15 protein-coding genes and 1 tRNA gene are annotated in these 21,627 nt (G+C 66.1%); 9 read left to right on the forward strand and 7 right to left on the reverse strand.

What is annotated here, in order from left to right; genetic code table 11:
* Nucleotides 1–13: 13 nt before the first annotated feature.
* From ACFWO3_RS11570 to ACFWO3_RS11580, 3 genes are read right to left on the reverse strand one after another with little or no spacing between them, the layout of a single operon-like run.
* Nucleotides 14–2,062 carry an ATP-dependent DNA helicase gene (locus ACFWO3_RS11570; RefSeq protein ID WP_378577406.1) on the reverse strand — a complete coding sequence of 683 codons (2,049 nt, stop codon included), beginning with the start codon at nucleotides 2,060–2,062 and terminating at the stop codon, nucleotides 14–16.
* A gap of 9 nt (nucleotides 2,063–2,071) precedes the next feature.
* Nucleotides 2,072–2,683, reverse strand: coding sequence for an isochorismatase family protein (locus ACFWO3_RS11575; RefSeq protein WP_378577408.1), 612 nt, complete (start codon nucleotides 2,681–2,683; stop codon nucleotides 2,072–2,074).
* A complete protein-coding gene (locus ACFWO3_RS11580; RefSeq protein WP_378577410.1) occupies nucleotides 2,680–3,999 on the reverse strand; it encodes a nicotinate phosphoribosyltransferase in 1,320 nt (439 codons plus the stop codon). The genes ACFWO3_RS11575 and ACFWO3_RS11580 overlap by 4 nt, the downstream gene beginning before the upstream one ends.
* 89 nt (nucleotides 4,000–4,088) lie before the next feature.
* Between ACFWO3_RS11580 and clpS the strand changes: the two genes are divergently transcribed.
* The 7 genes from clpS to ACFWO3_RS11615 all read left to right on the forward strand — a co-directional run bounded on the left by clpS (nucleotide 4,089) and on the right by ACFWO3_RS11615 (nucleotide 9,261).
* Complete coding sequence (gene clpS / locus ACFWO3_RS11585; RefSeq protein WP_378577412.1) at nucleotides 4,089–4,472, forward strand: ATP-dependent Clp protease adapter ClpS; 384 nt, start codon at nucleotides 4,089–4,091, stop codon at nucleotides 4,470–4,472.
* A gap of 58 nt (nucleotides 4,473–4,530) precedes the next feature.
* Entirely contained in the window at nucleotides 4,531–5,112 is a 582-nt protein-coding gene (locus tag ACFWO3_RS11590; RefSeq protein WP_378577414.1) for a DUF2017 domain-containing protein, read from the forward strand.
* Nucleotides 5,109–6,200, forward strand: coding sequence for a P1 family peptidase (locus ACFWO3_RS11595; RefSeq protein ID WP_378577416.1), 1,092 nt, complete (start codon nucleotides 5,109–5,111; stop codon nucleotides 6,198–6,200). Before ACFWO3_RS11590 ends, ACFWO3_RS11595 begins: the two co-directional genes overlap by 4 nt.
* A gap of 163 nt (nucleotides 6,201–6,363) precedes the next feature.
* Nucleotides 6,364–6,963 (forward strand): rhomboid family intramembrane serine protease, encoded by a 600-nt coding sequence (locus ACFWO3_RS11600; RefSeq protein ID WP_378577842.1) that lies wholly within the window; start codon nucleotides 6,364–6,366, stop codon nucleotides 6,961–6,963.
* 96 nt (nucleotides 6,964–7,059) lie between these two features.
* Nucleotides 7,060–7,818, forward strand: a complete 759-nt coding sequence (locus ACFWO3_RS11605) for a cyclic nucleotide-degrading phosphodiesterase (protein WP_378577418.1) — start codon at nucleotides 7,060–7,062, stop codon at nucleotides 7,816–7,818.
* 35 nt (nucleotides 7,819–7,853) lie between these two features.
* Nucleotides 7,854–8,639, forward strand: a complete 786-nt coding sequence (gene rph, locus ACFWO3_RS11610) for a ribonuclease PH (RefSeq protein WP_378577420.1) — start codon at nucleotides 7,854–7,856, stop codon at nucleotides 8,637–8,639.
* Nucleotides 8,632–9,261 (forward strand): non-canonical purine NTP pyrophosphatase, encoded by a 630-nt coding sequence (locus ACFWO3_RS11615; RefSeq protein ID WP_378577422.1) that lies wholly within the window; start codon nucleotides 8,632–8,634, stop codon nucleotides 9,259–9,261. The genes rph and ACFWO3_RS11615 overlap by 8 nt, the downstream gene beginning before the upstream one ends.
* Before the next feature lie 4 nt (nucleotides 9,262–9,265).
* Here the strand turns inward: ACFWO3_RS11615 and ACFWO3_RS11620 are convergent, their stop codons facing one another.
* The 4 genes from ACFWO3_RS11620 to ACFWO3_RS11635 all read right to left on the reverse strand — a co-directional run bounded on the left by ACFWO3_RS11620 (nucleotide 9,266) and on the right by ACFWO3_RS11635 (nucleotide 11,443).
* Nucleotides 9,266–9,658, reverse strand: coding sequence for a DUF3817 domain-containing protein (locus tag ACFWO3_RS11620; protein WP_378577424.1), 393 nt, complete (start codon nucleotides 9,656–9,658; stop codon nucleotides 9,266–9,268).
* Nucleotides 9,655–10,044, reverse strand: a complete 390-nt coding sequence (locus tag ACFWO3_RS11625; RefSeq protein ID WP_378577426.1) for a transcriptional regulator — start codon at nucleotides 10,042–10,044, stop codon at nucleotides 9,655–9,657. The genes ACFWO3_RS11620 and ACFWO3_RS11625 overlap by 4 nt, the downstream gene beginning before the upstream one ends.
* 150 nt (nucleotides 10,045–10,194) lie before the next feature.
* Nucleotides 10,195–10,277 (reverse strand) — tRNA-Leu (locus ACFWO3_RS11630).
* 482 nt (nucleotides 10,278–10,759) lie between these two features.
* Nucleotides 10,760–11,443, reverse strand: a complete 684-nt coding sequence (locus ACFWO3_RS11635; RefSeq protein WP_378577428.1) for a hypothetical protein — start codon at nucleotides 11,441–11,443, stop codon at nucleotides 10,760–10,762.
* A gap of 436 nt (nucleotides 11,444–11,879) precedes the next feature.
* On the opposite strand from ACFWO3_RS11635, the gene ACFWO3_RS11640 reads away from it, so the two are divergent.
* Nucleotides 11,880–21,194, forward strand: a complete 9,315-nt coding sequence (locus tag ACFWO3_RS11640; RefSeq protein WP_378577430.1) for a fatty acid synthase subunit beta domain-containing protein — start codon at nucleotides 11,880–11,882, stop codon at nucleotides 21,192–21,194.
* Nucleotides 21,195–21,205: 11 nt separating this feature from the next.
* Nucleotides 21,206–21,604 (forward strand): holo-ACP synthase, encoded by a 399-nt coding sequence (locus ACFWO3_RS11645; RefSeq protein ID WP_378577432.1) that lies wholly within the window; start codon nucleotides 21,206–21,208, stop codon nucleotides 21,602–21,604.
* Nucleotides 21,605–21,627 lie beyond the last annotated feature (23 nt).

Consider the following 21,627-nt stretch of genomic DNA (forward strand, 5'->3'; position numbering starts at 1 on the left):
TGCGCAGCAGGCGTCAGGGACGAGAGTCGCGGATTCTGCCGAGAGCTTTTCGCACGACGGCAGGATCCGCCGTTTCCCAGAACGGGGGTAGCGACGCACGGAGGTATCCGGCGTAACGCGCGGTGGCGAGTCGTGAATCGAGGACGGCGACCACACCCTTGTCGTCGACGCTGCGCAACAACCGCCCCACACCCTGCGCGAGCAGAAGAGCCGCGTGATTGGCAGCGACGGAAAGAAATCCGTTGCCACCGCGTGACTCGACCGCGCGTTGACGGGCCACCAGCAACGGATCGTCCGGTCGCGGAAACGGAATGCGGTCGAGCAGCACCAGGCTCAGCGACGGGCCGGGGACGTCCACGCCCTGCCACAACGACAGCGTTCCGAAGAGAGACGTCGATTCGTCGTCGGCGAAGGCCTTCACCAGGGTTCCCGTGGCGTCGTCGCCTTGGCACAGCACAGGGGTGTCCAGGCGTTCACGCATCTCTTCTGCGGCCGCCTTGGCTGCACGCATCGAGGAGAAGAGACCCAGGGTTCGACCTCCGGCAGCTTCCACCAACTCGGCGATCTCGTCGAACACGGCCGGCGTCAGCCCGTCGCGCCCCGGGGCGGGTAGATGCTTGGCGATGTAGAGAATTCCCGCTCGGGCGTGGTCGAACGGGGACCCGACATCGAGCGAATTCCATTTGATGTCCGACGCGTCCGACGGCGCCTCCGAGCCGACTGCCATGGCGGGGTCGCTACGGACACCCGCCTCCGGTGGCAGACCCCAATTTACCGCGAGCCCGTCGAAGGACCCGCCGACGGTGAGAGTTGCCGAGGTGAGAACTACCGTCGATTCGCCGAACAGGCGCGACCTCAGCAGGCCGCCCACGGACAGGGGCGCCATCCGAACGATCCTGCGGACGTTGCCGCGCTTCTCCTCCGCGGCGAGCCATACGACGTCCTTGCGTTTGGCTGGGTCCGGCTCTTCGAAGGTGCTCAGAATGCGCACGGCGCTGTCGTGCACTTCCTCGACCGCGACGAGAGCCGCGTTGCGCGCCGCGGCCGCCTCGGGGTCGTTGATCGCCATGCCCGGTCGGGAGGGTCCGATCGCGGCGCGCAGTGCCCAGGCGGCATCGCGGACCGCGGCGAGGGCGTGAGAAGCCCCGTGCGGCAACGTTTCCCATCGTTCCGGAGGGGTGTACTCGAGCAGCTCGGCCCACCCCTCTGCCGCCGCTTCGAGTCGGTCCACATCTTCGTCCTCGACCAGCTTCGAACATCGCCGGGCCGCGGCGCTGATGGTTCCGGCGCCGAGCTCGGCAGTGGCCACGTTGGTTACTCGGTCGACGAGTTCGTGAGCCTCGTCGATGACCACGACGTCGTGTTCGGGAAGGATCGCGATGCCGGTGATCGCATCGATCGCGAGCAGAGCGTGGTTGGTCACCACCACGTCGGCGCGAGACGATTCGGTGCGGGCTCGCTCGGCGAAGCAATCCTCGCCGACCGGGCAGCGCGACTTTCCGAGGCATTCGCGCGCGGTGACGCTCACCTGGCGCCATGCCTTGTCCGACACTCCGGGAACGAGGTCGTCACGGTCGCCCGTGTCGGTGTCGGAAGACCATTCGGTCAACCTGGCCACTTCGCGTCCGAGCCGGGAAACCGCGAAGGGATCGAACAGTTCCTCTTCCGGTGGCTCGTCGGCTGCTCCGGAATGGATCTTGTTCATGCACAGGTAGTTGTTGCGCCCTTTGAGAATCGCGAACTGTGGACGACGGCCCAGGTCCGATTCGAGTGCGTCGGCCAGGCGTGGCAGGTCTCGTTCGACGAGCTGACGTTGTAGGGCGATCGTTGCAGTGGAAACGACGACGGTCTTGCCGGAGTCCACCGCGTGCCGCACGCTCGGAACGAGGTACGCGAGAGACTTTCCGGTGCCCGTTCCGGCCTGCACGGCGAGGTGTTCACCGGTGTCGATCGAGTGTGCGACCGCAGAGGCCATCGTCAACTGGTTCGAACGTTCGGCTCCGCCGAGCGAATGCACCGCGGATCGGAGCAGTTCTGGAACGTTCGGAAGTTGATCGGCCACCCGAGCAGGTTACTCGCGGCCCACGTCGGCGAGCGTGACCCGGTCCGATCGGGTCGTCGCGTCGCGACCACGCAGGGTGACACCGGCGGCGTGCAGTTCCAGCAGGGCCGATTCGGTGGTGACCGGGGACACTCCGACGGTGTAGGGGAGCAGAACGGTGGTGGCGAATCCTTCGCGTACGGCGTCGAGCGCGGTGGCCTTCACACAGTGATCCGTCGCGATCCCCACGATGTCGACGTCCGTGATCGAACGGCTGCGCAGCCAGTGGGACAACGACTCTTCGCGATCGGACGACCCCTCGAATCCGGAGTACGCGGCGCTGTATGCGCCCTTGGAGAAGACCTCCTGCACGACACGGACGTCGAAATTCGGGTGGAAGTCGGCTCCGGGAGTGCCGACCTTGCAATGAACAGGCCAGGTATCGACGAAGTCGGGCTCGTCCGAAAAGTGCGTGCCCGGATCGATGTGGTGGTCACGAGTGGTGACCACGGCGTCGTAGGAGCTGGACGCGGCGAGCGGCCCGACAGCCGCAGCGACCGCGGCACCGCCCCGAACGCCGAGCGATCCGCCCTCGCAGAAGTCGTTCTGCAGATCGACGATCACCAGTGCCCGCGCCGTCACGAAGAACTCCGACCTGCGAAACGGACGGGAATCGCGGAGTCGCCGCTCGACAGTTTCAGGCCCTCCCACGGAAGGTTGACGAGTCCGTCTGCGAGCAGTGACCTGCCGTCCTCGAGGGTGGGAAGGCCCGGGACGGGCTTTCCCTGCCGAACGAGCGGAACCATGAGTTCACGGGCATCCAACCCAGGTGCTTCCGGAGCGGATTCGTGGGCCGGACAGATCACTTCCTCGACGAGCGTTCCGGTCGGCCTGGCGAAACGAACGGCGCGCTTCGCGCCGCCCCGGGAGGCCTTGTTGGTGCTCCGTTTCTCGACGGGCGTGCCCTCCACCTCCACGAGCTTGTAGACCATGCCGGCCGTCGGGGCACCGGAGCCGATCACCACGGAGGTGCCCACACCGTAGAGGTCGACGGGTTCCGCGCGCAGAGCCGCGACGGAGTACTCGTCGAGGTCGCCGGAGACGACGATCTTGGTCTTGGTCGCGCCGAGCGCGTCGAGTTGTTTGCGTACCTGTCCGGCAAGAACCCCGAGGTCACCGGAATCGATACGGACGCCCCCCAGTTCTGTCCCTGCGACCTCGATCGCGGTGTTCACGCCCTCGGTGATGTCGTACGTGTCCACCAGGAGGGTGGTCCCGACGCCGAGTGCATCGACCTGGGCGCGGAAGGCTGCCGCCTCGTCCGGACCGTCGGGGCCGGCGTGCAGGAGGGTGAAGGCGTGGGCGCTGGTACCGGCCCCCGGGACGCCGTGGCGGCGTACCGCTTCGAGGTTCGACGTGGTCGTGAATCCGCCCAGATACGCGGCACGGGACGCTGCGACGGCCGCCTCCTCGTGCGTGCGCCGCGATCCCATCTCGATCATCGGCCGGCCGGCCGCGGCGCTCACCATCCTGGCGGCGGCCGAAGCGATGGCGCTGTCGTGATTGAGGATCGACAGTGCGAGCGTCTCCAACAGGACGCACTCGGCGAACGAGCCACGCACCGAAAGCAGAGGTGAGCCGGGGAAGTAGAAGTCGCCCTCACGGTAACCGTCGATGTCCCCGGTGAACCGGTGATCGGCGAGCCACCGAACGGTCTTCTCGTCGAGAAACTCGGCGACGACGGCGAGTTCCTCGTCCCCGAAGCGGAAGTTCTCGAGCGCCCGGATCAGTCGGTCGGTGCCCGCAACGACCCCGTACCGCCTGCCGTGCGGCAGGCGGCGCGCGAACACCTCGAAACTGCACTGCCGGTGGGCGGAACCGTCGGCAAGGGCCGCTGCGAGCATGGTGAGTTCGTACTGATCCGTGAACAACGCCGTGCTGTCGTGTCGTGGAGTCACACCCGAACTCTAAGCGCAGTGCTGCGCTCGGAGTGCCGCACGGTGAGGCTGCCCTGTTGTGTCGCTGCGGCCCGTCGTAGGCTGGGAGCATGTCTCCGAGTTCCACAACATGTGACGCTCCGGACTCGATGCCCGCTTCAGCTCTGGGTCCGGTGGTGGTGCCGGCGGCCGTCCAGGCGTCGTCGCCGCAGGTCACACCGTTGGAATCCGAGGTAGTCGAGGTCGACGAAGCCATCGATCGTCCGTGGGTCACGGTGGTGTGGGACGACCCGGTCAACCTCATGCATTACGTCACCTACATCTTCCAGAAGCTGTTCGGGTACAGCAAGGCAAAGGCCACGGATCTCATGATGAAGGTGCATTCCGAAGGCAAGGCCGTCGTCTCCAGCGGATCGCGGGACAAGATGGAGAACGATGTGCGGCGGCTGCACGCGGCAGGTCTGTGGGCCACGATGCAGCGCGACGACACCTGATCCGAGTTCCGACCTACGACCAGGCCGAACAGCGGCAGTGAGGACACCGGGTAACGACGTGCGAATGTGGACCAGAAAGAACTCGCTCGGGGGCGTGAAGCTGCGCTCGGAGATGGATGCCCACGAGGCCACCGTGTTGCGTTCGTTGGTGTCGTCGGTGCTGGGGTTGCTCGAAGAGCGAGCCGCGTCCGCACCCGAGGACGAACTCGCCGCGATCACCGGCATCCGATCGGGAAACACGACCGCCCCGGAAGACGAAGTTCTCGCGCGACTGCTTCCCGACTTCCATCGGCCCGAGGAAGATCCCGACGGCGCCGATCCTTCGGACAATCGCGCCGACGTCAACGGCGCGCTGCGCGGCCTGCACGAACCGGAGATCATCGACGACAAGCTGGCAGCGGGCTCGGTCGTGCTGTCGACGGTGCCCGAAGACGGCGGCAAGATCGTGCTGACGCCCGAGCAGGCGGATGCGTGGCTCTCCGCCCTCAACGACGTCCGGCTCGCACTGGGAGCCAACCTCGGCATCGACGCCGACACCCCTGACGAACTGGACGAGAACGACCCCCGTGCACCGCATCTCGATCTCTACCATTGGTTGACGTGGATGCAGGATTCTCTGGTACAGGTGCTGATGCCGTGAGTGCGATCGGCAGGCTTTCCGATGTCGAGGGCCTGTTGGTGGGTCACGCTCACGAACTCGACGACGACGCCACCACGGCGTCCGAAACCGTCCCCGGTTCCGGTGCGGCAACGGGTTGCACGGTGGTGCTCGCTCCGGACGGTGCCGTTGCGGCGGCGGACGTACGCGGTGGTGGCCCGGGCACCCGGGAGACCGACCTTCTGGACCCGACTCACACTGTGCAGCACGTGCACGGCTTGGTGCTGACCGGCGGGAGTGCATACGGGCTCTCGGTGGCCGACGGGGTGATGCGATACCTCGAGGAGAACGGCATCGGCGTACCGATGGGTGCGCCGGGTCTGGTGGTGCCGATCGTGCCTGCAGCGGTCGTATTCGATCTGCCGGTGGGGGACTGGAACGTTCGTCCCGACGCGGAATTCGGGTTTCGAGCAGCGTCGAGTGCCTCCACCGAGTTCGACTCGGGTTCGGTCGGTGCGGGTGTCGGGGTCCGCGCGGGTTGCCTCAAAGGTGGTGTCGGTACGGCGAGCCTCGTCGTGAAGGATGGTCCTGCACAGGGCATCACGTTGTCTGCGCTCATGGTCGTCAATCCGGTCGGTGAGGTGTTCGATCCACGGACCGGGCTGCCGTGGGGTGTGGGTTCGGACGGCCCCGAGTCGTTCGGCCTCCGGGTGCCCGATCCACAGGAACTCGAGTCGGCCAACGAACTGGCGGCCAAGGGAACCGTGCTCAACACCACGATCGGAGTGGTCGCCACCGACGCGCCCCTCGGCAAGGCCGAATGCAAACGCCTCGCCGTTGCCGGACACGACGGACTCGCCAGGGCGATCAGACCCGCCCACTCGCCGCTGGACGGTGACACGATCTTCGCCTTGTCGACCGGGCGCCACGACGGGTCCGCGGACCCGCACGTTGTCGACGGGAGTCGATCGCCGTTCCCGAGCAATCTCGCCGTGGTCGATGCGCTGTGCCGCGAAGCCGCCCTGGTCGTGGAGCGGGTCATCGTCGACGCGATAGTGAGCGCTATCTCCGTGGCCGGGATTCCCGCATATCGGGAGACGTTCCCCTCCGCATTCCGACGCGATCGGTAATTCGACCGAACCGTTCGCATGTCCGGCTTGGGTAGGATCGGGGGCGCCGAACGAGCGTTGGAGGTCCCACTGTGAACGTCCGTAGAACCGCGGAGCGATCGTGACATCGCCGGTCGGCCCGAGCGGTATCGGGCAGCAACCCGCGAACCCTGCCGAGAAACCGATGTGGCAGCAGGCGGCGACCGTAGTCGGCGCCTTCACGATGGCTCTCTATGTGATCGAAGTCCTGGACGTCCTGTCCGGCGACCGGCTCGAGCGGGCCGGCGTGGAACCCCGGTCCTTCGACGGACTGTGGGGGATTCTCTTCGCGCCGATCCTTCACGACGACTGGAATCATCTGTTCTCCAACACCATCCCGCTACTGGTGCTCGGGTTCCTGGTTCTGCTCTCCGGGGTGGCGCGTGGATTGGCGGCAACCGGAATCGTGTGGGTGGTGGGCGGTTTCGGAACCTGGCTGACCGGCGGTGCGAACTCGATCCACATCGGCGCGTCCGTCCTCGTGTTCGGGTGGCTCGCGTACCTGTTGGTCCGCGGATTTTTCACACGCAACTTCGGGCAGATCCTGATCGGCGTCGTCGTGTTCTTCGTGTACGGGGGACTGCTGTGGGGAGTCTTCCCTTCGCAGCCCTACGTCTCCTGGCAAGGGCATCTGTTCGGCGCCGCGGGCGGTGTTCTCGCAGCCTGGACGTTGTCGTCCGACGCACGGAAGCAGAGGCAGCGCAGCCGCATCGAAAAGCAACCTGGAACACAGTTCGGACTCTGATCGGTCAGGTCACAGTACGGCCGGGAGTGTGAGTCCGACTCGCCAATTGCCCCGGAAGCTTTTTGGACCGCGCCGGGTCGTGGCAGCATGACGAGTATGCGCATTACCGTCCTGGGGTGTTCGGGCAGCGTCTCCGGACCGGACTCGCCCGCATCGGGCTATCTCGTGTCCGCGCCCGACACGCCTCCCATCGTCGTGGACTTCGGCCCGGGAGTCCTAGGTGCGCTCCAGCGGTACGCAGATCCCGGCGAGGTGTCGATTCTCCTCAGCCACCTGCACGCCGATCATTGCCTCGACCTTCCCGGCCTTCTCGTGTGGCGCCGGTATCACCCGAATCCGCCGACCGGGAAGGCGCTCGTCTACGGGCCTGCCGACACTGCTACTCGGATCGGCGTCGCCTCCGCCGAGTGCGGCGGCGAGATGGACGACATCTCCGACACGATCGACCTGCACGCCTGGAAGGAGCAGGACCCGGTCGTCTTCGGCGGGCTGACCGTGACAGCGCATCGCGTCGATCACCCGCCCGAGGCATACGGACTGCGGTTGACCGACACGGATGGGCGAACCCTCGCATACACCGGCGACACCGGTATGTGCGACCAAGTGGTGGAGCTGGCACGAGGAGCCGATGTTCTCCTGTCGGAGGCTTCGTGGACCGACAGCCCCGATCGCCCCGCCGGCATCCACCTGTCCGGCGTCGAAGCCGGCCGAGTTGCACGCATGGCAGGGGTGGGCGAGCTTCTCCTCACTCATATTCCGCCCTGGACCTCGCGCGAAGATGTCATCGCCGAGGCGAAGTCGGAGTACTCCGGTCCCGTGCACGCCGTATCGGCCGGGAGCGTGTACACCGTCTGACTCGAGCGGTTGCCGTGGCAGTTAGGCTCACAGGCGTGACCACACGAGAAGACGGCAGAGCAGACGACGAACTCCGCGAAGTCAAGATCACTCGCGGCTTCACTTCCCATCCGGCGGGTTCGGTACTCGTCGAGTTCGGGAACACTCGGGTGATGTGCACCGCGAGCGTGGAGGAAGGCGTCCCGCGTTGGCGCAAGGGTTCCGGACTCGGATGGCTCACCGCGGAGTACGCGATGCTTCCCGCCGCAACTCACACCCGCAGCGGGCGAGAGTCAGTCAAAGGCAAGGTCGGCGGTCGAACCCAGGAGATCAGCCGCCTCGTCGGTCGGTCGTTGCGTGCCGCGATCGATCTGGCGGCAATCGGTGAGAACACCATCGCGATCGACTGCGACGTTCTCCAGGCGGACGGCGGCACGCGCACCGCGGCCATCACCGGTGCTTACGTGGCGCTCGTCGACGCGGTCACCTATCTGCGGGCGGGTGGCCTGCTCATCGACCCCCAACCGATCTCCTGCGGAATCGCGGCCGTGAGTGTCGGCGTGGTGGACGGACGGGTACGTCTGGATCTTCCGTACGAAGAGGATTCGCGTGCCGAGGTCGATATGAACGTCGTTGCCACTGATACGGGCACGCTCGTCGAGATCCAGGGCACAGGCGAGGGCGCGACCTTCCCACGGAGCACACTGGACAAGTTGCTCGATTCGGCGTTGGCCGGCTGCGAACAGCTCTTCGCCATCCAGAAAGCTGCTCTGGAGGAGCCGTACCCGGGTGAGTTGCCAGAGCCCAAGAACGAGCCGGCGAAGAAGAAGTTCGGTGCCTGAATCGGTTCGCGTTCTCGTTGCGAGTCGCAACGCGAAGAAGCTCCGCGAACTCGAGCGTGTGCTCACCGGTGCCGGTGTGACCGGCGTGGACCTTGTCGGGCTCGATTCGGTGCCGGAGTACCCGGAGGCCCCGGAAACAGGAACAACGTTCGAGGAGAACGCCCTGGCAAAGGCTCGCGACGGGGCCCGAGCCACCGGGCTGGCTTGTGTGGCGGACGATTCCGGGATCGAGATCGATGCACTGAATTCGATGCCGGGAGTTCTGTCGGCGCGGTGGTCGGGCACTCATGGGAACGACGACGCCAACACTGCCCTGGTGCTCGCGCAGTTGCGTGACGTGCCTGACGACCGCAGGGGAGCGGGGTTCGTGTCGGTGTGCGCACTGGTTGTGCCCGGTGTCGATGGCGCCGACGCAACCGAGACCGTGGTGCGGGGCGAATGGCGTGGCGTCGTCGCGCGTGAGCCGGCAGGGGACGGAGGCTTCGGCTACGACCCGATCTTCGTCCCGGACGGAGAGACGCGATCGGCAGCGGAGCTGACGCCGGAGGAGAAGGACTCGCAGTCACACCGGGGCCGGGCTCTCGAACTCTTGCTTCCGGCGTTGCGTGCGGCCGCGTCCTGAGCAGTCAGACTCCGAAGTCCTTCTTCACTTGTTGAGTGCGGATGTGCTCGACGTAGAAGGACAGGAACGGGATGGTTCCGGCGAGCAGGGTGCCCACGGTGCGACCCACCGCCCACCGCACCTTGACGGCCAGATCCAGGGTGACGAGCAGGTAGACGAAGTAGACCCAGCCGTGGACGACAGCGATCCAGCTGGGCAGGTTGTCGACCTTGAAGATGTACTTCGCGACCATTTCGGCCGTCAGTACGAGTAGCCAGATGCCGGTGGCGTAGGCGAGCACTCGGTATCGGAGCAGTGCCGAGCGGATCTTCTTCGTGTCTGCAGCGCCCTTGGCCGGAGTCGCTGCTGCACTCGCCGAATCGGTGGTGGTGTCGGTGCCGTCGGGGCCGGTGCTCACTTGCTGCTCCTATCGGTCTCGCGAGCGGACAGCTCGGCGAGATAGCGGTTGTACTGCGCAATTTCGGGGTCGACCTCGTCGTCGACGCGGGGTGCGACCGGACGTTCCGGTAGGAGGTCGGCGGGGATTTCACGGGGCTCGTCGGTTGAGGCCGGACTCTCGGAGGATTCGTCCGGGTTGTCTTCGAGTTGGACGAATCGCCGGTAGGCGTAGACGAGGAATGCTGCGAAGAGTGGCCATTGGAAGGCGTAACCCAGGTTCTGGCCGGTTCCTCCGACCGCTTCGAAACGTGTCCACTGCCACCAGCCGAGGGCGAGGCAGCCGAGGGCGCCGACCACGACCAGAACGATCAGGGCCGGCCGACGCTTGTGGGAATCTCGAGGCACACATCGACGGTACCCGAACGGGCGAATGCGCTGCTGAGAGGCTGTGCCGTTATGGTTGCGGTCACACGCTGCCGTCCGGATCGAGGCTTCGACCGAACGAGGTCACCGACCCCTTCAGGTTCGTGACCTCGTTCGGAGTACGTCTCACGGTGCGCAAGGGGGGATTCGAACCCCCACGCCCTTTCGGACATCAGATCCTAAATCTGACGCGTCTGCCGTTCCGCCACTCGCGCGCGACCAACAGACTACGGCATCTTCGCAATGCCGTTTCGCCTGCCCACGTCGCTGTTTGGGTGTGTGGCAATTGAGGCAATGGAATCGGGCCTCCCCGAGTCGGGAGTCCAATGAGTCGCCGCGAATATGGTCGACGTGCAAGGTCAACGGTGATCCGCACCATTCTGGTCCGAGTTCACACGACGTGCAGGTATATGGAACACCCGCCTCGATCAATGCTCGTCGCAGTAGGCGAGGTGCCACGCGACGACTGCCGGCAGGTCGTCGAATCAGGATCTCCTGCCAGGTGAGTCGGTTGAAAGCTCGGTTACCGCTGGTATGACCGCTGCCGGTGAAGTGGGATCGGTCGATTCCGAATCGATCGATCCGGCGGACAGATGTGCGTGCATGCCTCCCGACTGTTGCCTCCCGAGGTAACGCATCACTCCGGCCATGCTCGTCGAGTTGTCCACGGCGCGTTGCAGCACCTCGCGCGTGTACTTCATGCCGACCGCGCTGCGCGGGCCGTGCGAAGGAGCACTCGTTGCTGCTCCTTTCGGTGCCGCCAGATGCCGTAGCGGAGTTGGTCGGGCGGAAGCAACAGGCGGTGTGCCGTGGCGTCGACGAGGGAATGGACGTCGAGAACCTTGTCGGACTGCGATCCGACAGCGGCGGATACGTAGTCGACGATCAGCGCCTCGGCCGCCGGTGTGATCGTGCCGGCGTGCATCGTGAAGTGTTCCCAGGTGCGACGGCCGAGACCGGGAACCGATTCGAAGGCGACCCGGTACGGCGTCAGGTCGTCTGCGGCGGCAAGAGCCGAAACGTGCGCGCAGCCGAGTTCGGTCAGAGATTGCGCTGCGAGCGCGACGGCCTCGGCCTTCGTCACATAGTTTCCCGGCACCCGCTGACGATTGTGGAAGACCTCCTCGAGGTTGCCGGGATCGTCGGCGAAGACGGCGAGGTGGCCCAGATCGTCGAGGGTCGATCCGCCGCGGTGCCCGCGCCAGCGGGCAAGCACTCCACGGACTCCTGTGGTGGGAGAGCCGTACGTCGCACGCGCGGCAAATACGCATTCGACGAGAGCGGACTCGATCTCCGTCGGGTGATATCCCAGTTCGACATCGGTCTCGGACATCGTGCACTCGATGTGGTCGATCAACTTGCGAATGCTGTTCTTGCTCATATTTCCCCCTGTGTCGGCCGAAGCCACGAGACCCCCTCGTTGTTCGAACTGTAGTTCGAGCCACCGACGCTGTTCTCGGGCCCGGTTCGGCGCGCACGCAGATGACACCCCCGCTGTCAATAGATCACAAAATGATAACGATAAATATGAGGAATTCCTCGGGTTATTGGATGTCCATGCATGTCGCAGGCCTGCGGATTCCACCTCTACCGACCGGTCACTTTGAAGTCCAGATGTGGTGCAACTCACTACAGAACAGGCGTTCGCCTTGTGATCCCGAAGAGAACGTGAGGAATCCCTCATGATTCTGTGTCAACCTGGAACGGTCCGGAGGCGCTGGTCAGCACAGTTCTCGAGTGTCGTCATCCTCGTGAGCGATCGCGCGACGGACCGACATGGAGCCAGACCCCGGTAGGGGAACAGGAGAGGACCTTTCGTGACGATCGACGACACCACGCCCGCAGGTAACGGCGACGACCACAGGGGGACGCGACGGAGCGGCGTCGGGGCAGGAAAGGCTGCCGCCGAACTGCGCACTGCTCTTGTCGACCGGCTTGCCGCCGGCGAGCCGTATGCGCTCGCCTTTGCAGGACAGGGTGCACCGTGGCTGAGCTCGCTGGACGAACTGGTTCGCGACTACGGCCTCGAGCCGACCCTGACGAAACTTGTCAATGAAGCCGCGCTCCGCCTCGAGCCGGTGGCGTCGGAACTGGTGGTGGTTCGCACCGCAGGATTCGACCCGATCGGCTGGATGCTCGAGAACGACCTCGCGGAAAATCTCGAAGGCGACCTCGCTGACGGCACCACGCCGGTTGCGTCCGGTCCGTCCGACACCGTCCTGGGATCTGCCGCGGTATCCATGCCCGGTGTGTTCCTCACGCAGCTGGCGGCACTGAGGGCGCTCGCTGCCGCCGGTCTCGACCCGACCGTTCACAACCCGGAGTCGGTCGTCGGTCATTCACAAGGTGTGCTTGCCGTGGAATCGGTCGCGTCCTCCGGTAATCGAGACGGCATCCTTCTCGCGATCGCCCAGATGATCGGAGCGGCAGCAGGACTCGTCGGTCGCCGCCGGGGTGTGATCACCGCGGGTGGTCGGAGTCCGATGATCGCCGTGTCTCAGGTCGATCCCGAGCTCGTACAGGAGATCGTCGACGAGTTCGCCGAAACCGCCGACCCCGCGAGCGCACCCGTACTCGCGATCCGTAACGGGCGCCGCCGGGTCGTCCTGTCCGGCCCGCCGGCGCAGCTCGTCCGGGTGCAGAAGCGTTGCGAGGAGATCGCCGAAATCCAGGAGCGTGAGCGTGAAGCCAAGAAGCGCGGCGGCGCTGTGTTCGCGCCCGTCTTCGAGGACGTGGACACCGAAATCGGCTTCCACCACCCGGCGCTCGCCGAGGCAGTGGAACTGGTCGAGCAGTGGGCCGCGCGCTGCGGCATCGACGTCGAACTCGCCGGTCGCCTCGCTCGCGGCTGCCTGACCGACACGGTCGACTGGGTGGCCACCGTCGACTCCGTACTCGCCACCGACGCACGGTGGATCGTCGACCTCGGCCCCGGCGAGATGTTGACCCGTCTGACCGCGGGGACGGTGCGTGGCCACGCGGTCGGCATCGTCGCAGCGGCGACCCGAGGCGGTCTACGCAATCTCCTCACTCCGGGGGCTGCTCCCGAGGTGGCGCGCGCCTGGACCGAGTTCGCCCCGAAGCCGGTGACCCTGCCGGGTGGTCGGACCGGTGTCGAAACTGCATTCACCAGGCTCACGGGCCGCTCACCGATTCTCCTCGCCGGAATGACCCCGACGACCGTCGATGCCGAAATCGTCGCTGCGGCAGCCAACGCCGGGCATTGGGCCGAGTTGGCCGGCGGCGGTCAGGTGACCGAGGCGATCTTCGAGAATCGGGTGGCCGATCTGAAGACCCTGCTCGAGCCCGGACGAGCGGTTCAGTTCAACTCCCTCTTCCTCGACCCCTACCTCTGGAAGTTGCAGCTCGGGGGCAAACGGCTCGTACAGCGGGCGCGCGCTGCCGGTGCTCCGATCGACGGTGTCGTCGTCACTGCGGGTATCCCGGAGCTCGAAGAAGCTGTCGCTCTCATAGAAGAACTGTCCGAGGTCGGTATCACCCACGTCGCCTTCAAGCCCGGGACGGTTGCCCAGATCCGCTCTGTCGTCCGAATTGCCAACGAGGTTCCGTCGTTCCCGGTCATCGTCCACATCGAGGGCGGAAAAGCGGGTGGCCACCACTCTTGGGAGGACCTCGACGACCTGCTGCTCGAGACGTACTCCGAGTTGCGCGCTCGTACCAACCTCGTCGTGTGCGTCGGTGGTGGCATCGGTACACCGGAACGCGGCGCCGACTACCTGACCGGTCGTTGGTCCGAGGCTGCCGGATACCCGGCGATGCCCGTCGACGGCATTCTGGTCGGTACCGCCGCCATGGCTACTCTCGAAGCGACGACGTCGCCCGAGGTCAAGCAGCTGCTCGTGGACACACCAGGCACCCCCGACTGGGTGGCTGCGGGTACGGCACAAGGCGGAATGGCGTCCGGGCGTAGCCAGCTCGGCGCAGACATCCACGAGATCGACAACGCGGCGTCTCGAACCGGCCGCCTTCTCGACGAGGTGGCCGGCGACGCGGACGCGGTCGCAGAGCGGCGCGAAGAAATCATCGCCGCCCTCGACGTCACCGCCAAGCCCTACTTCGGTGACGTGGCGACGATGACCTACGAGCAGTGGCTCCGCCGGTACCTCGAACTCACGGTCGGAATCGACTCCGCCCAGGAATTCGACTGCGGCAGTGACCTCTCCGACGCGATCGACGAGGCAACGACCAGTCCGTGGCTGGACGTCACCTGGCGTGACCGGTTCGGTGAAATGCTGCAGCGGGCCGAGGCGCGACTGCACCCCGTCGACCGTGGGCCGATCCCCACTTCGTTCTCCGACCCCGCTGCACTCGAGCGTCCCGAGGCCGCGATCTGCGCTCTGCAGACGCATTACCCCGACTACGCCACCACTCGGTTGCATCCAGCGGATGTGCCGTTCTTCGTGTCGCTGTGCAAGACACCGGGCAAGCCGGTCAACTTCGTCCCCGTCATCGACGGCGACGTGCGACGCTGGTGGCGCTCGGATTCGCTGTGGCAAGCGCACGACGCGCGCTACGGCGCAGAGCAGGTGTGCGTCATCCCCGGAACCGTTGCCGTTGCGGGAATCACCCGCGTCGACGAGCCGGTCGGTGAACTGCTCGACAGGTTCGAGAAGGCCACCTACGACGAACTGATCGAAGCGGGGGCGAAGCCGACGAACATCGCAGCTCGGCGGCATCACGGTGTCGTCTCCGGCCCGCTCGACACGATTCTGTCCGCACCGGACGTCGACTGGGCAGGCCGATCGACCCAGAACCCCGTTCGTCGTCTCGGCGATGTCGATAGGTGGTCTTCCGAATCCGACACGAAGGCCGTCCACGAGGTCACGGGCGCCGTCCTGTCGGTGATCGAGGACAGCCGGGTTCGGCTCACGGTCCCGCTCGTGGCAGATCGTTCGGTGACGATCACGATGGCTGTGCCGGAATCCGTTGTGACCGGCGGTGCGCCGGTCGTTACGGCGGAAGAAGCGGAAGCGTCCATGCGGGCACTTCTCGCGGTCGCGGCGGGGCAGGAGCTTCCCAAGGCAAAGGACGGCGTCGCCCGGATCAACCTCGCATGGGTGCCGGAATTGGTTGCCGATCACGCGGGTGTGACCGGTGCCGGTGTCTCGCCCGATCTCGCGGTCAGCGACAAGGCTGTTCCCGACGTGATCGTCGGTGCCTGCTGGCCGGCGGTGTTCGCTGCACTCGGCGACGCCAGGACCGAGGAAGTGTCGGTCATCGAGGGCATGCTGGATCTGGTTCACCTCGATCACGCGGTCGAGCTGGTGGGTGAATTACCCACCGAGACCAGCATTCTCGTGGTCAAGGCTGCAGTGGCCTCCGTTCTCGACACCGATCTCGGTCGGGTTGTCGAGGTCGAGGTCGAGGTCGGAGCGATGCTGGGTGAAGGCCTCGAAGCGCCCCGTGTCGCGAGGCTCACCGAGCGGTTCGCGATTCGTGGGCGTACAGGCAAGGGTGAACTGGTCGATCCGCCGCGTGCCGGTGGCTCCCTCGGTGAAGACGTGGTCGAGACCCCGCGTCGTCGACGGCGTGACACCACGATCACCGCGCCTCGCAACATGGCACCGTTCGCGCAGGTTTCCGGTGACCACAACCCGATTCACACGTCCGCCAACGCAGCCCTGCTCGCCGGGCTCGGCAGCCCGATCGTGCACGGAATGTGGCTGTCCGCAGCTGCGCAGCAGGCCGTGACCGCTGTCGATCCGAACGAGACTCGGGTGTCGGCGCGCCGTCTCGTCGCGTGGACGGCCAGGTTCATGGGCATGGTTCGCCCCGGTGCCGAGATCGACGTTCGCGTCGATCGTGTCGCGCTCGATCGTGGTTCGGAGATCGTCGAGGTCGGATGCCGTATCGACGGTGATCTCGTGATGGTGGCGACGGGACGAACCGACGTCCCCCGTACCGTGTACGCCTTCCCAGGCCAGGGCATCCAGCGCCCCGGAATGGGACTCGACGCGCGAGCTCGCTCGAAGGCTGCCCGTGAGGTCTGGGACCGTGCGGACAAGCACACTCGCAAGGCGCTGGGATTCTCGATTCTGGCGGTCGTCCGGGACAACCCCACGGTGGTGAAGGCTCGCGGCGTGGAGCACAAGCACCCCGACGGTGTCCTGCACCTGACCCAGTTCACCCAAGTCGCGATGGCGACGCTCGGCGTGGCACAGGTCGCCGAACTGCGAGAGTCGGGGGCGTTCGTGGAGGGCGCCCTCCTGGCAGGTCACTCGGTGGGTGAGTACAACGCCCTGGCCGCAGTGGCAGGCGTACTGCCTCTGGAAGCGGTGCTCGAGGTCGTCTTCCAGCGTGGATCGGCGATGCACGAGTTGGTGCCCCGTGACGAGCATGGGCGGTCCGACTACCGGATGGCCGCGATTCGTCCGTCCCAGATCGGTGTGTCCGACGACGACGTGCACGCCTTCATCGCGGGTGTGGCCGCAGAGTCCGGCGAGTTCCTCGAGATCGTCAATCTCAATCTGCGTGGCTCGCAGTACGCGATTGCCGGCACGGTTGCCGGACTGGACGCGCTCGAGAAGGAGATCGACGTTCGCCGAGCCGAGTTCGGTGGCAAGCGCGCCTACATTCAGGTTCCGGGTATCGACGTGCCTTTCCACTCGACGGTGTTGCGCAGCGGGGTCGCGGACTTCCGTCGGCGATTGGAGGATCTGCTGCCGCGAGAGATCGATCCCGCAATTCTGATCGGGCGCTACATTCCGAACCTCGTTCCGAAGCCGTTCTCGCTCGAGCGTGAATTCCTGCAGGAGATCGCGAATCTGGTTCCTTCCGAGCCGCTGGTGGACGTACTCGCGAACTTCGATTCGTGGGCGGCCGAGCCGTCGCAGCTCACCCGAGTGGTGCTGACGGAACTTCTGGCCTGGCAGTTCGCGAGCCCGGTCCGCTGGATCGAGACACAGGATCTGCTCTTCGCCGACGTGGCGGACGGCGGGCTCGGTGTCGAGCGCTTCGTCGAGATCGGACTCGGTGCGGTACCGACCGTGGCCAACCTCGCGTCGCAGACGTTGAAGTTGCCCGGCCGACTCGGCGGTCCGGTAGAGGTTCTCAACATCGAGCGCGAGGCGTCGATCGTCTATTCGACCGATGTCGACCCCGCACCGGTCGAGGAGGACGAACCTGCGGAGCCCGCGACCGATGAAACAGCTCCGGCAGCCGCGACACCAGCGGCGGCCCCGGCCGCGACAGGTGGCCCCCGCCCGGACGACATCGCGTTCGCGGCGTCGGACGCAACCCAGGCTCTGATCAGCCTGTGGACGAAGCTGCGCCCCGATCAGGTCGGCCGCGCCGACACGATCGAGGCGCTGTGCGACGGTGTCTCCTCGCGGCGGAACCAGCTGTTGGTGGATCTCGGCTCCGAACTGTCGCTGGGTGCGATCGACGGCGCGGCGGACGCCGACATGGGCGCACTCGCGGCCACCGTGGATCAGCTGGCCCGTACCTACAAGCCGTTCGGCCCCGTCCTCTCGGATTCGATCGGGGACCACCTGCGTAAGGTGTTCGGACCCTCGGGCCGCCGACCCGCGGCCGTGGCGGACCGGGTGAAGAAGGTGTGGGAACTGGGTGACGGATGGGCGCACCACGTCACGGCCGAGGTCGCACTCGGCACTCGTGACGGCGCGAGCATCCGTGGCGGCGAACTGGGCACTCTTGCCGACGGCGGTCTGGCCGACGGTGCGGCAGTGGACGCGGTCGTCGACAGTGCGGTCGCCGCAGTGGCAGCACGGCGCGGCATCACCGTTTCGCTCCCGTCGTCCGGCGCCGGCTCCGGAGGCACGGTCGACGCAGCCGCCCTGGGCGAGTTCACCGAACACATCACCGGACGCAACGGCGTCCTCGCTTCTGCTGCGCGGTTGGTGCTCGAGCAACTCGGCCTCTCTGCAGATGCGGGTGTTTCGGACCGGGCAACGGACACCGAGCTGGTGGAACTGGTGTCGGCGGAACTCGGTTCGGACTGGCCGCGTCTCGTTGCGCCGGCCTTCGACGGCAGGCGTGCAGTGCTGCTGGACGACCGGTGGGCCAGTGCCCGTGAAGATCTCGCCCGCATGTGGCTCGACGACGACGCGGCGCAGGTCGGGTCGTTCGAGGGCGCGGGACGATCCGTGGCGCAGCAGGCGCGCTGGTGGGAGACGAGGGCGCGCAACGAGAGTCGCACCCAGCTCGCCGACAAGTACACGCAGATCGCGGACGTTGCGATATCGGTAGGTGATACTCCGCAATGGGCGGACGAGGTAGCGGTGGTCACCGGTGCCAGCAACGGTTCGATCGCAGCGTCCGTCGCGGGCCGACTCCTTGCCGGTGGGGCAACGGTGTTCGTGACGACGTCACGTCTCGACGACCATCGTCTCGGCTTCTACCGTGACCTCTACCGCAACAACGCTCGGGCAGGTGCCGCACTCTGGGTGGTGCCGGCGAACATGGCGTCCTACACCGATATCGATGCTCTCGTCGAGTGGATCGGATCCGATCAGTTCGAAACTGCGGGTGGTGCGAAGACGCTCGTCAAGGAGGCGTACACCCCGACGCTGCTGTTCCCGTTCGCCGCGCCGCGCGTTGCGGGGAGTCTCGCCGACGCGGGGTCCCGTGCCGAGATGGAGATGCGGGTTCTGCTGTGGGCGGTGGAGCGGCTGGTCGGTGGTCTGTCGAAGATCGGATACGACCGCGACGTCGACACGCACCTCCACGTGGTTCTTCCGGGCTCACCCAATCGCGGTCTGTTCGGCGGTGACGGTGCCTACGGCGAGTCCAAGGCGGCACTCGATGCGGTGGTCGGCCGTTGGACGGCAGAGCGAACCTGGTCCGAACGGGTCGGTCTGGTTCACGCCTTGATCGGCTGGGTCCGCGGAACCGGCTTGATGGGTGGCAACGACCCGCTTGTCGAGGCCGTGGAAGCCGTCGGCGTGCGTACGTGGTCGACGGACGAGATGGCCGCCGAACTCCTCACGTTCTGCGGGTCGGGTGCACGCGGTCGCGCCGCCGAGAAGCCGCTGAAGGTGGATTTGACGGGAGGACTCGCCGACGTGGATCTCGATCTGCCTGCCCTGGCCAAGCAAGCACAGGAGGCGGAGGCCGCCGAGGTCTTCGACGAGGCTGCCGAGACCGACACGATCGGTGCCCTCCCGGCGCCCCCGCGAATCGTCGACACGGCTGCCCCTGACTGGTCCGGCGTCACGGCTGCACCGGAGGACCTCGTCGTCGTGGTCGGTGCCGGCGAACTCGGGCCTTACGGTTCGGCGCGGACCCGATTCGAGTACGAAGTGGACGAGCAGCTCTCTGCCGCAGGTGTTCTCGAACTTGCGTGGAACACCGGTCTCGTCACCTGGGAAACCACCCCCACTCCAGGCTGGTACGACGTCGAGACCGGCGAACTGGTACCCGAGGCCGACATCGCCGACCGCTACCACGACGCCGTCGTCGAGAACTGCGGTATCCGGCAGTACGCGGACGACGGTGCGATGATCGACAACACTGCGCCGCTTCTCACCTCCGTGTTCCTCGACAAGGATCTGACCTTCGTCGTGAGCAGTGAGGCCGAGGCACGGGCCTTCGTCGACGCCGATCCCGAGAACACGACGATGTCATCGGTTCCGGACAGCGGCGACTGGCAGGTGACGCGCAAGGCCGGCACCGAGATCCGGGTTCCGCGGAAGATGAAGCTCACGCGCAGCGTCGGTGGACAGATCCCCACCGGGTTCGACGTCACGAAGTGGGGCATCCCTGCCGATATGGCCGACTCCGTCGACCGGGTGGGACTGTGGAACATCGTTGCCACCGTCGACGCATTCCTCACCGGCGGATTCACCCCGAGTGAACTGTTGCGGTGGGTGCACCCGTCTCTGGTGGCCAACACTCAGGGAACGGGTATGGGCGGCATGACCTCGATGCGATCGCTCTACATCGACACCCTGCTCGGCGAGAATCGTCCGAACGACATCCTGCAGGAGGCTCTGCCCAATGTGATTGCGGCGCACGTCGTCCAGTCGTACGTCGGCGGTTACGGTGCGATGGTGCATCCGGTGGCCGCGTGTGCGACGGCAGCTGTGTCGGTCGAAGAAGCTGCCGACAAGATCAAGTTGGGCAAGGCCCAGCTCGTGGTGGCCGGCGGTTTCGACGATCTCAGTACCGAGGGCATCATCGGATTCGGCGATATGTCCGCCACCGCGAAGACGGACGACATGCGTGCCAAGGGAATCGACGACCGACGCTTCTCGCGAGCCAACGATCGTCGTCGTGGCGGATTCGTCGAGTCGCAGGGCGGCGGCACCGTGCTTCTGGCCCGCGGCGACATCGCGCTCGAGATGGGTCTGCCGGTATTGGGTGTCGTCGCCTACGCGGGTTCGTTCGCGGATGGCGTGCACACGTCGATCCCGGCCCCCGGTATCGGTGCGCTCGGCGCCGGACGCGGCGGCGCGGAATCGCAACTGGCTCGGTCACTCGAGCAACTGGGTGTGGGGGCAGACGACATCGCGGTGGTCTCCAAGCACGACACCTCGACGGCAGCCAATGATCCCAACGAGGCGGAGCTTCACGAACGTCTCGCGGGGGCGTTGGGTCGCAGCGAGGGAGCACCGCTGTTCGTGGTGTCCCAGAAGAGCCTCACAGGTCACGCGAAAGGTGGCGCTGCCGCCTTCCAGCTGATCGGACTCTGCCAGGTGCTCGGTGCAGGCACGCTGCCACCGAACCGCAGCCTCGATTGCGTCGACGATCGGATGGTCGAACACGATCACCTCGTGTGGCTCCGGGAACCCATCCGATTCGGTGAGCGTCTCCCGCTGCGTGCAGGAGTGCTGACCAGCCTCGGATTCGGCCACGTGTCCGGTCTGATCGCTGTGGTTCATCCGCAGGCGTTCGTCGAGTCGATTCCCGCGGAGCGGCGAGACGAGTACGTGGCCAGGGCACGCGAGCGTGCGGTCGCGGGGCAGCGGCGCCTCGCCTCGGCAATGGTCGGGGGCGCCGATCTCTACGAGCGTCCCGCAAACCGACGCTTCGGTGACGACAACGTATCGGCAACCGCGAGTAGGCAGCTCGAGGCCGACGTACTGATCACCGAGGACGCCCGACTGGGTGAAGACGGCATCTACAGCTCCGGTCTGCCCGGTTGCAGTTAGGCGATGCGGGTATGGGAGTGCTGGGAATCGGTTTCGACCTCGTCACGGTGTCGGAGTTCGCCGAACAGTTGGACCGGCCGGGGACGGCGATGCTCGACAACTTCACACCGGGTGAACGTCGAGATGCTGTAACCCGGAGCTCGGATCCGGCGCGACATTTCGCGGCCAGGTGGGCGGCGAAGGAGGCAGTGATCAAGGCGTGGTCGACGGCCCTCTTCGCCCGCCCGCCGGTATTACCCGAAGTGATCCATCATCTGATCGAAGTGGTGACGGATGCCTGGGGGAGACCGTCGATCCGGTTACGCGGTGAGGTTGCCGACAACTTGACCGACGTCCGAATCCACGTGTCGCTCACACACGACGGTGACTCCGCAGGGGCCTTCGTCGTCATCGAGCAAAATCCCCTGTGAGCGGTTGACGAGCCCAGAGACTC

Origin of the sequence: Rhodococcus sp. NPDC058521 (assembly GCF_042719695.1) — a bacterium.
GTDB lineage: Bacteria > Actinomycetota > Actinomycetes > Mycobacteriales > Mycobacteriaceae > Rhodococcus_F.

Bases quoted from the DNA above. Each gene is read 5' to 3' on its own strand.
- clpS (WP_378577412.1), top strand. From the start codon at position 4,089: ATGTCTCCGAGTTCCACAACATGTGACGCTCCGGACTCGATGCCCGCT.
- ACFWO3_RS11600 (WP_378577842.1), top strand. From the start codon at position 6,364: ATGTGGCAGCAGGCGGCGACCGTAGTCGGCGCCTTCACGATGGCTCTC.
- ACFWO3_RS11605 (WP_378577418.1), top strand. From the start codon at position 7,060: ATGCGCATTACCGTCCTGGGGTGTTCGGGCAGCGTCTCCGGACCGGAC.
- ACFWO3_RS11635 (WP_378577428.1), bottom strand. From the start codon at position 11,443: ATGAGCAAGAACAGCATTCGCAAGTTGATCGACCACATCGAGTGCACG.
- ACFWO3_RS11645 (WP_378577432.1), top strand. From the start codon at position 21,206: ATGGGAGTGCTGGGAATCGGTTTCGACCTCGTCACGGTGTCGGAGTTC.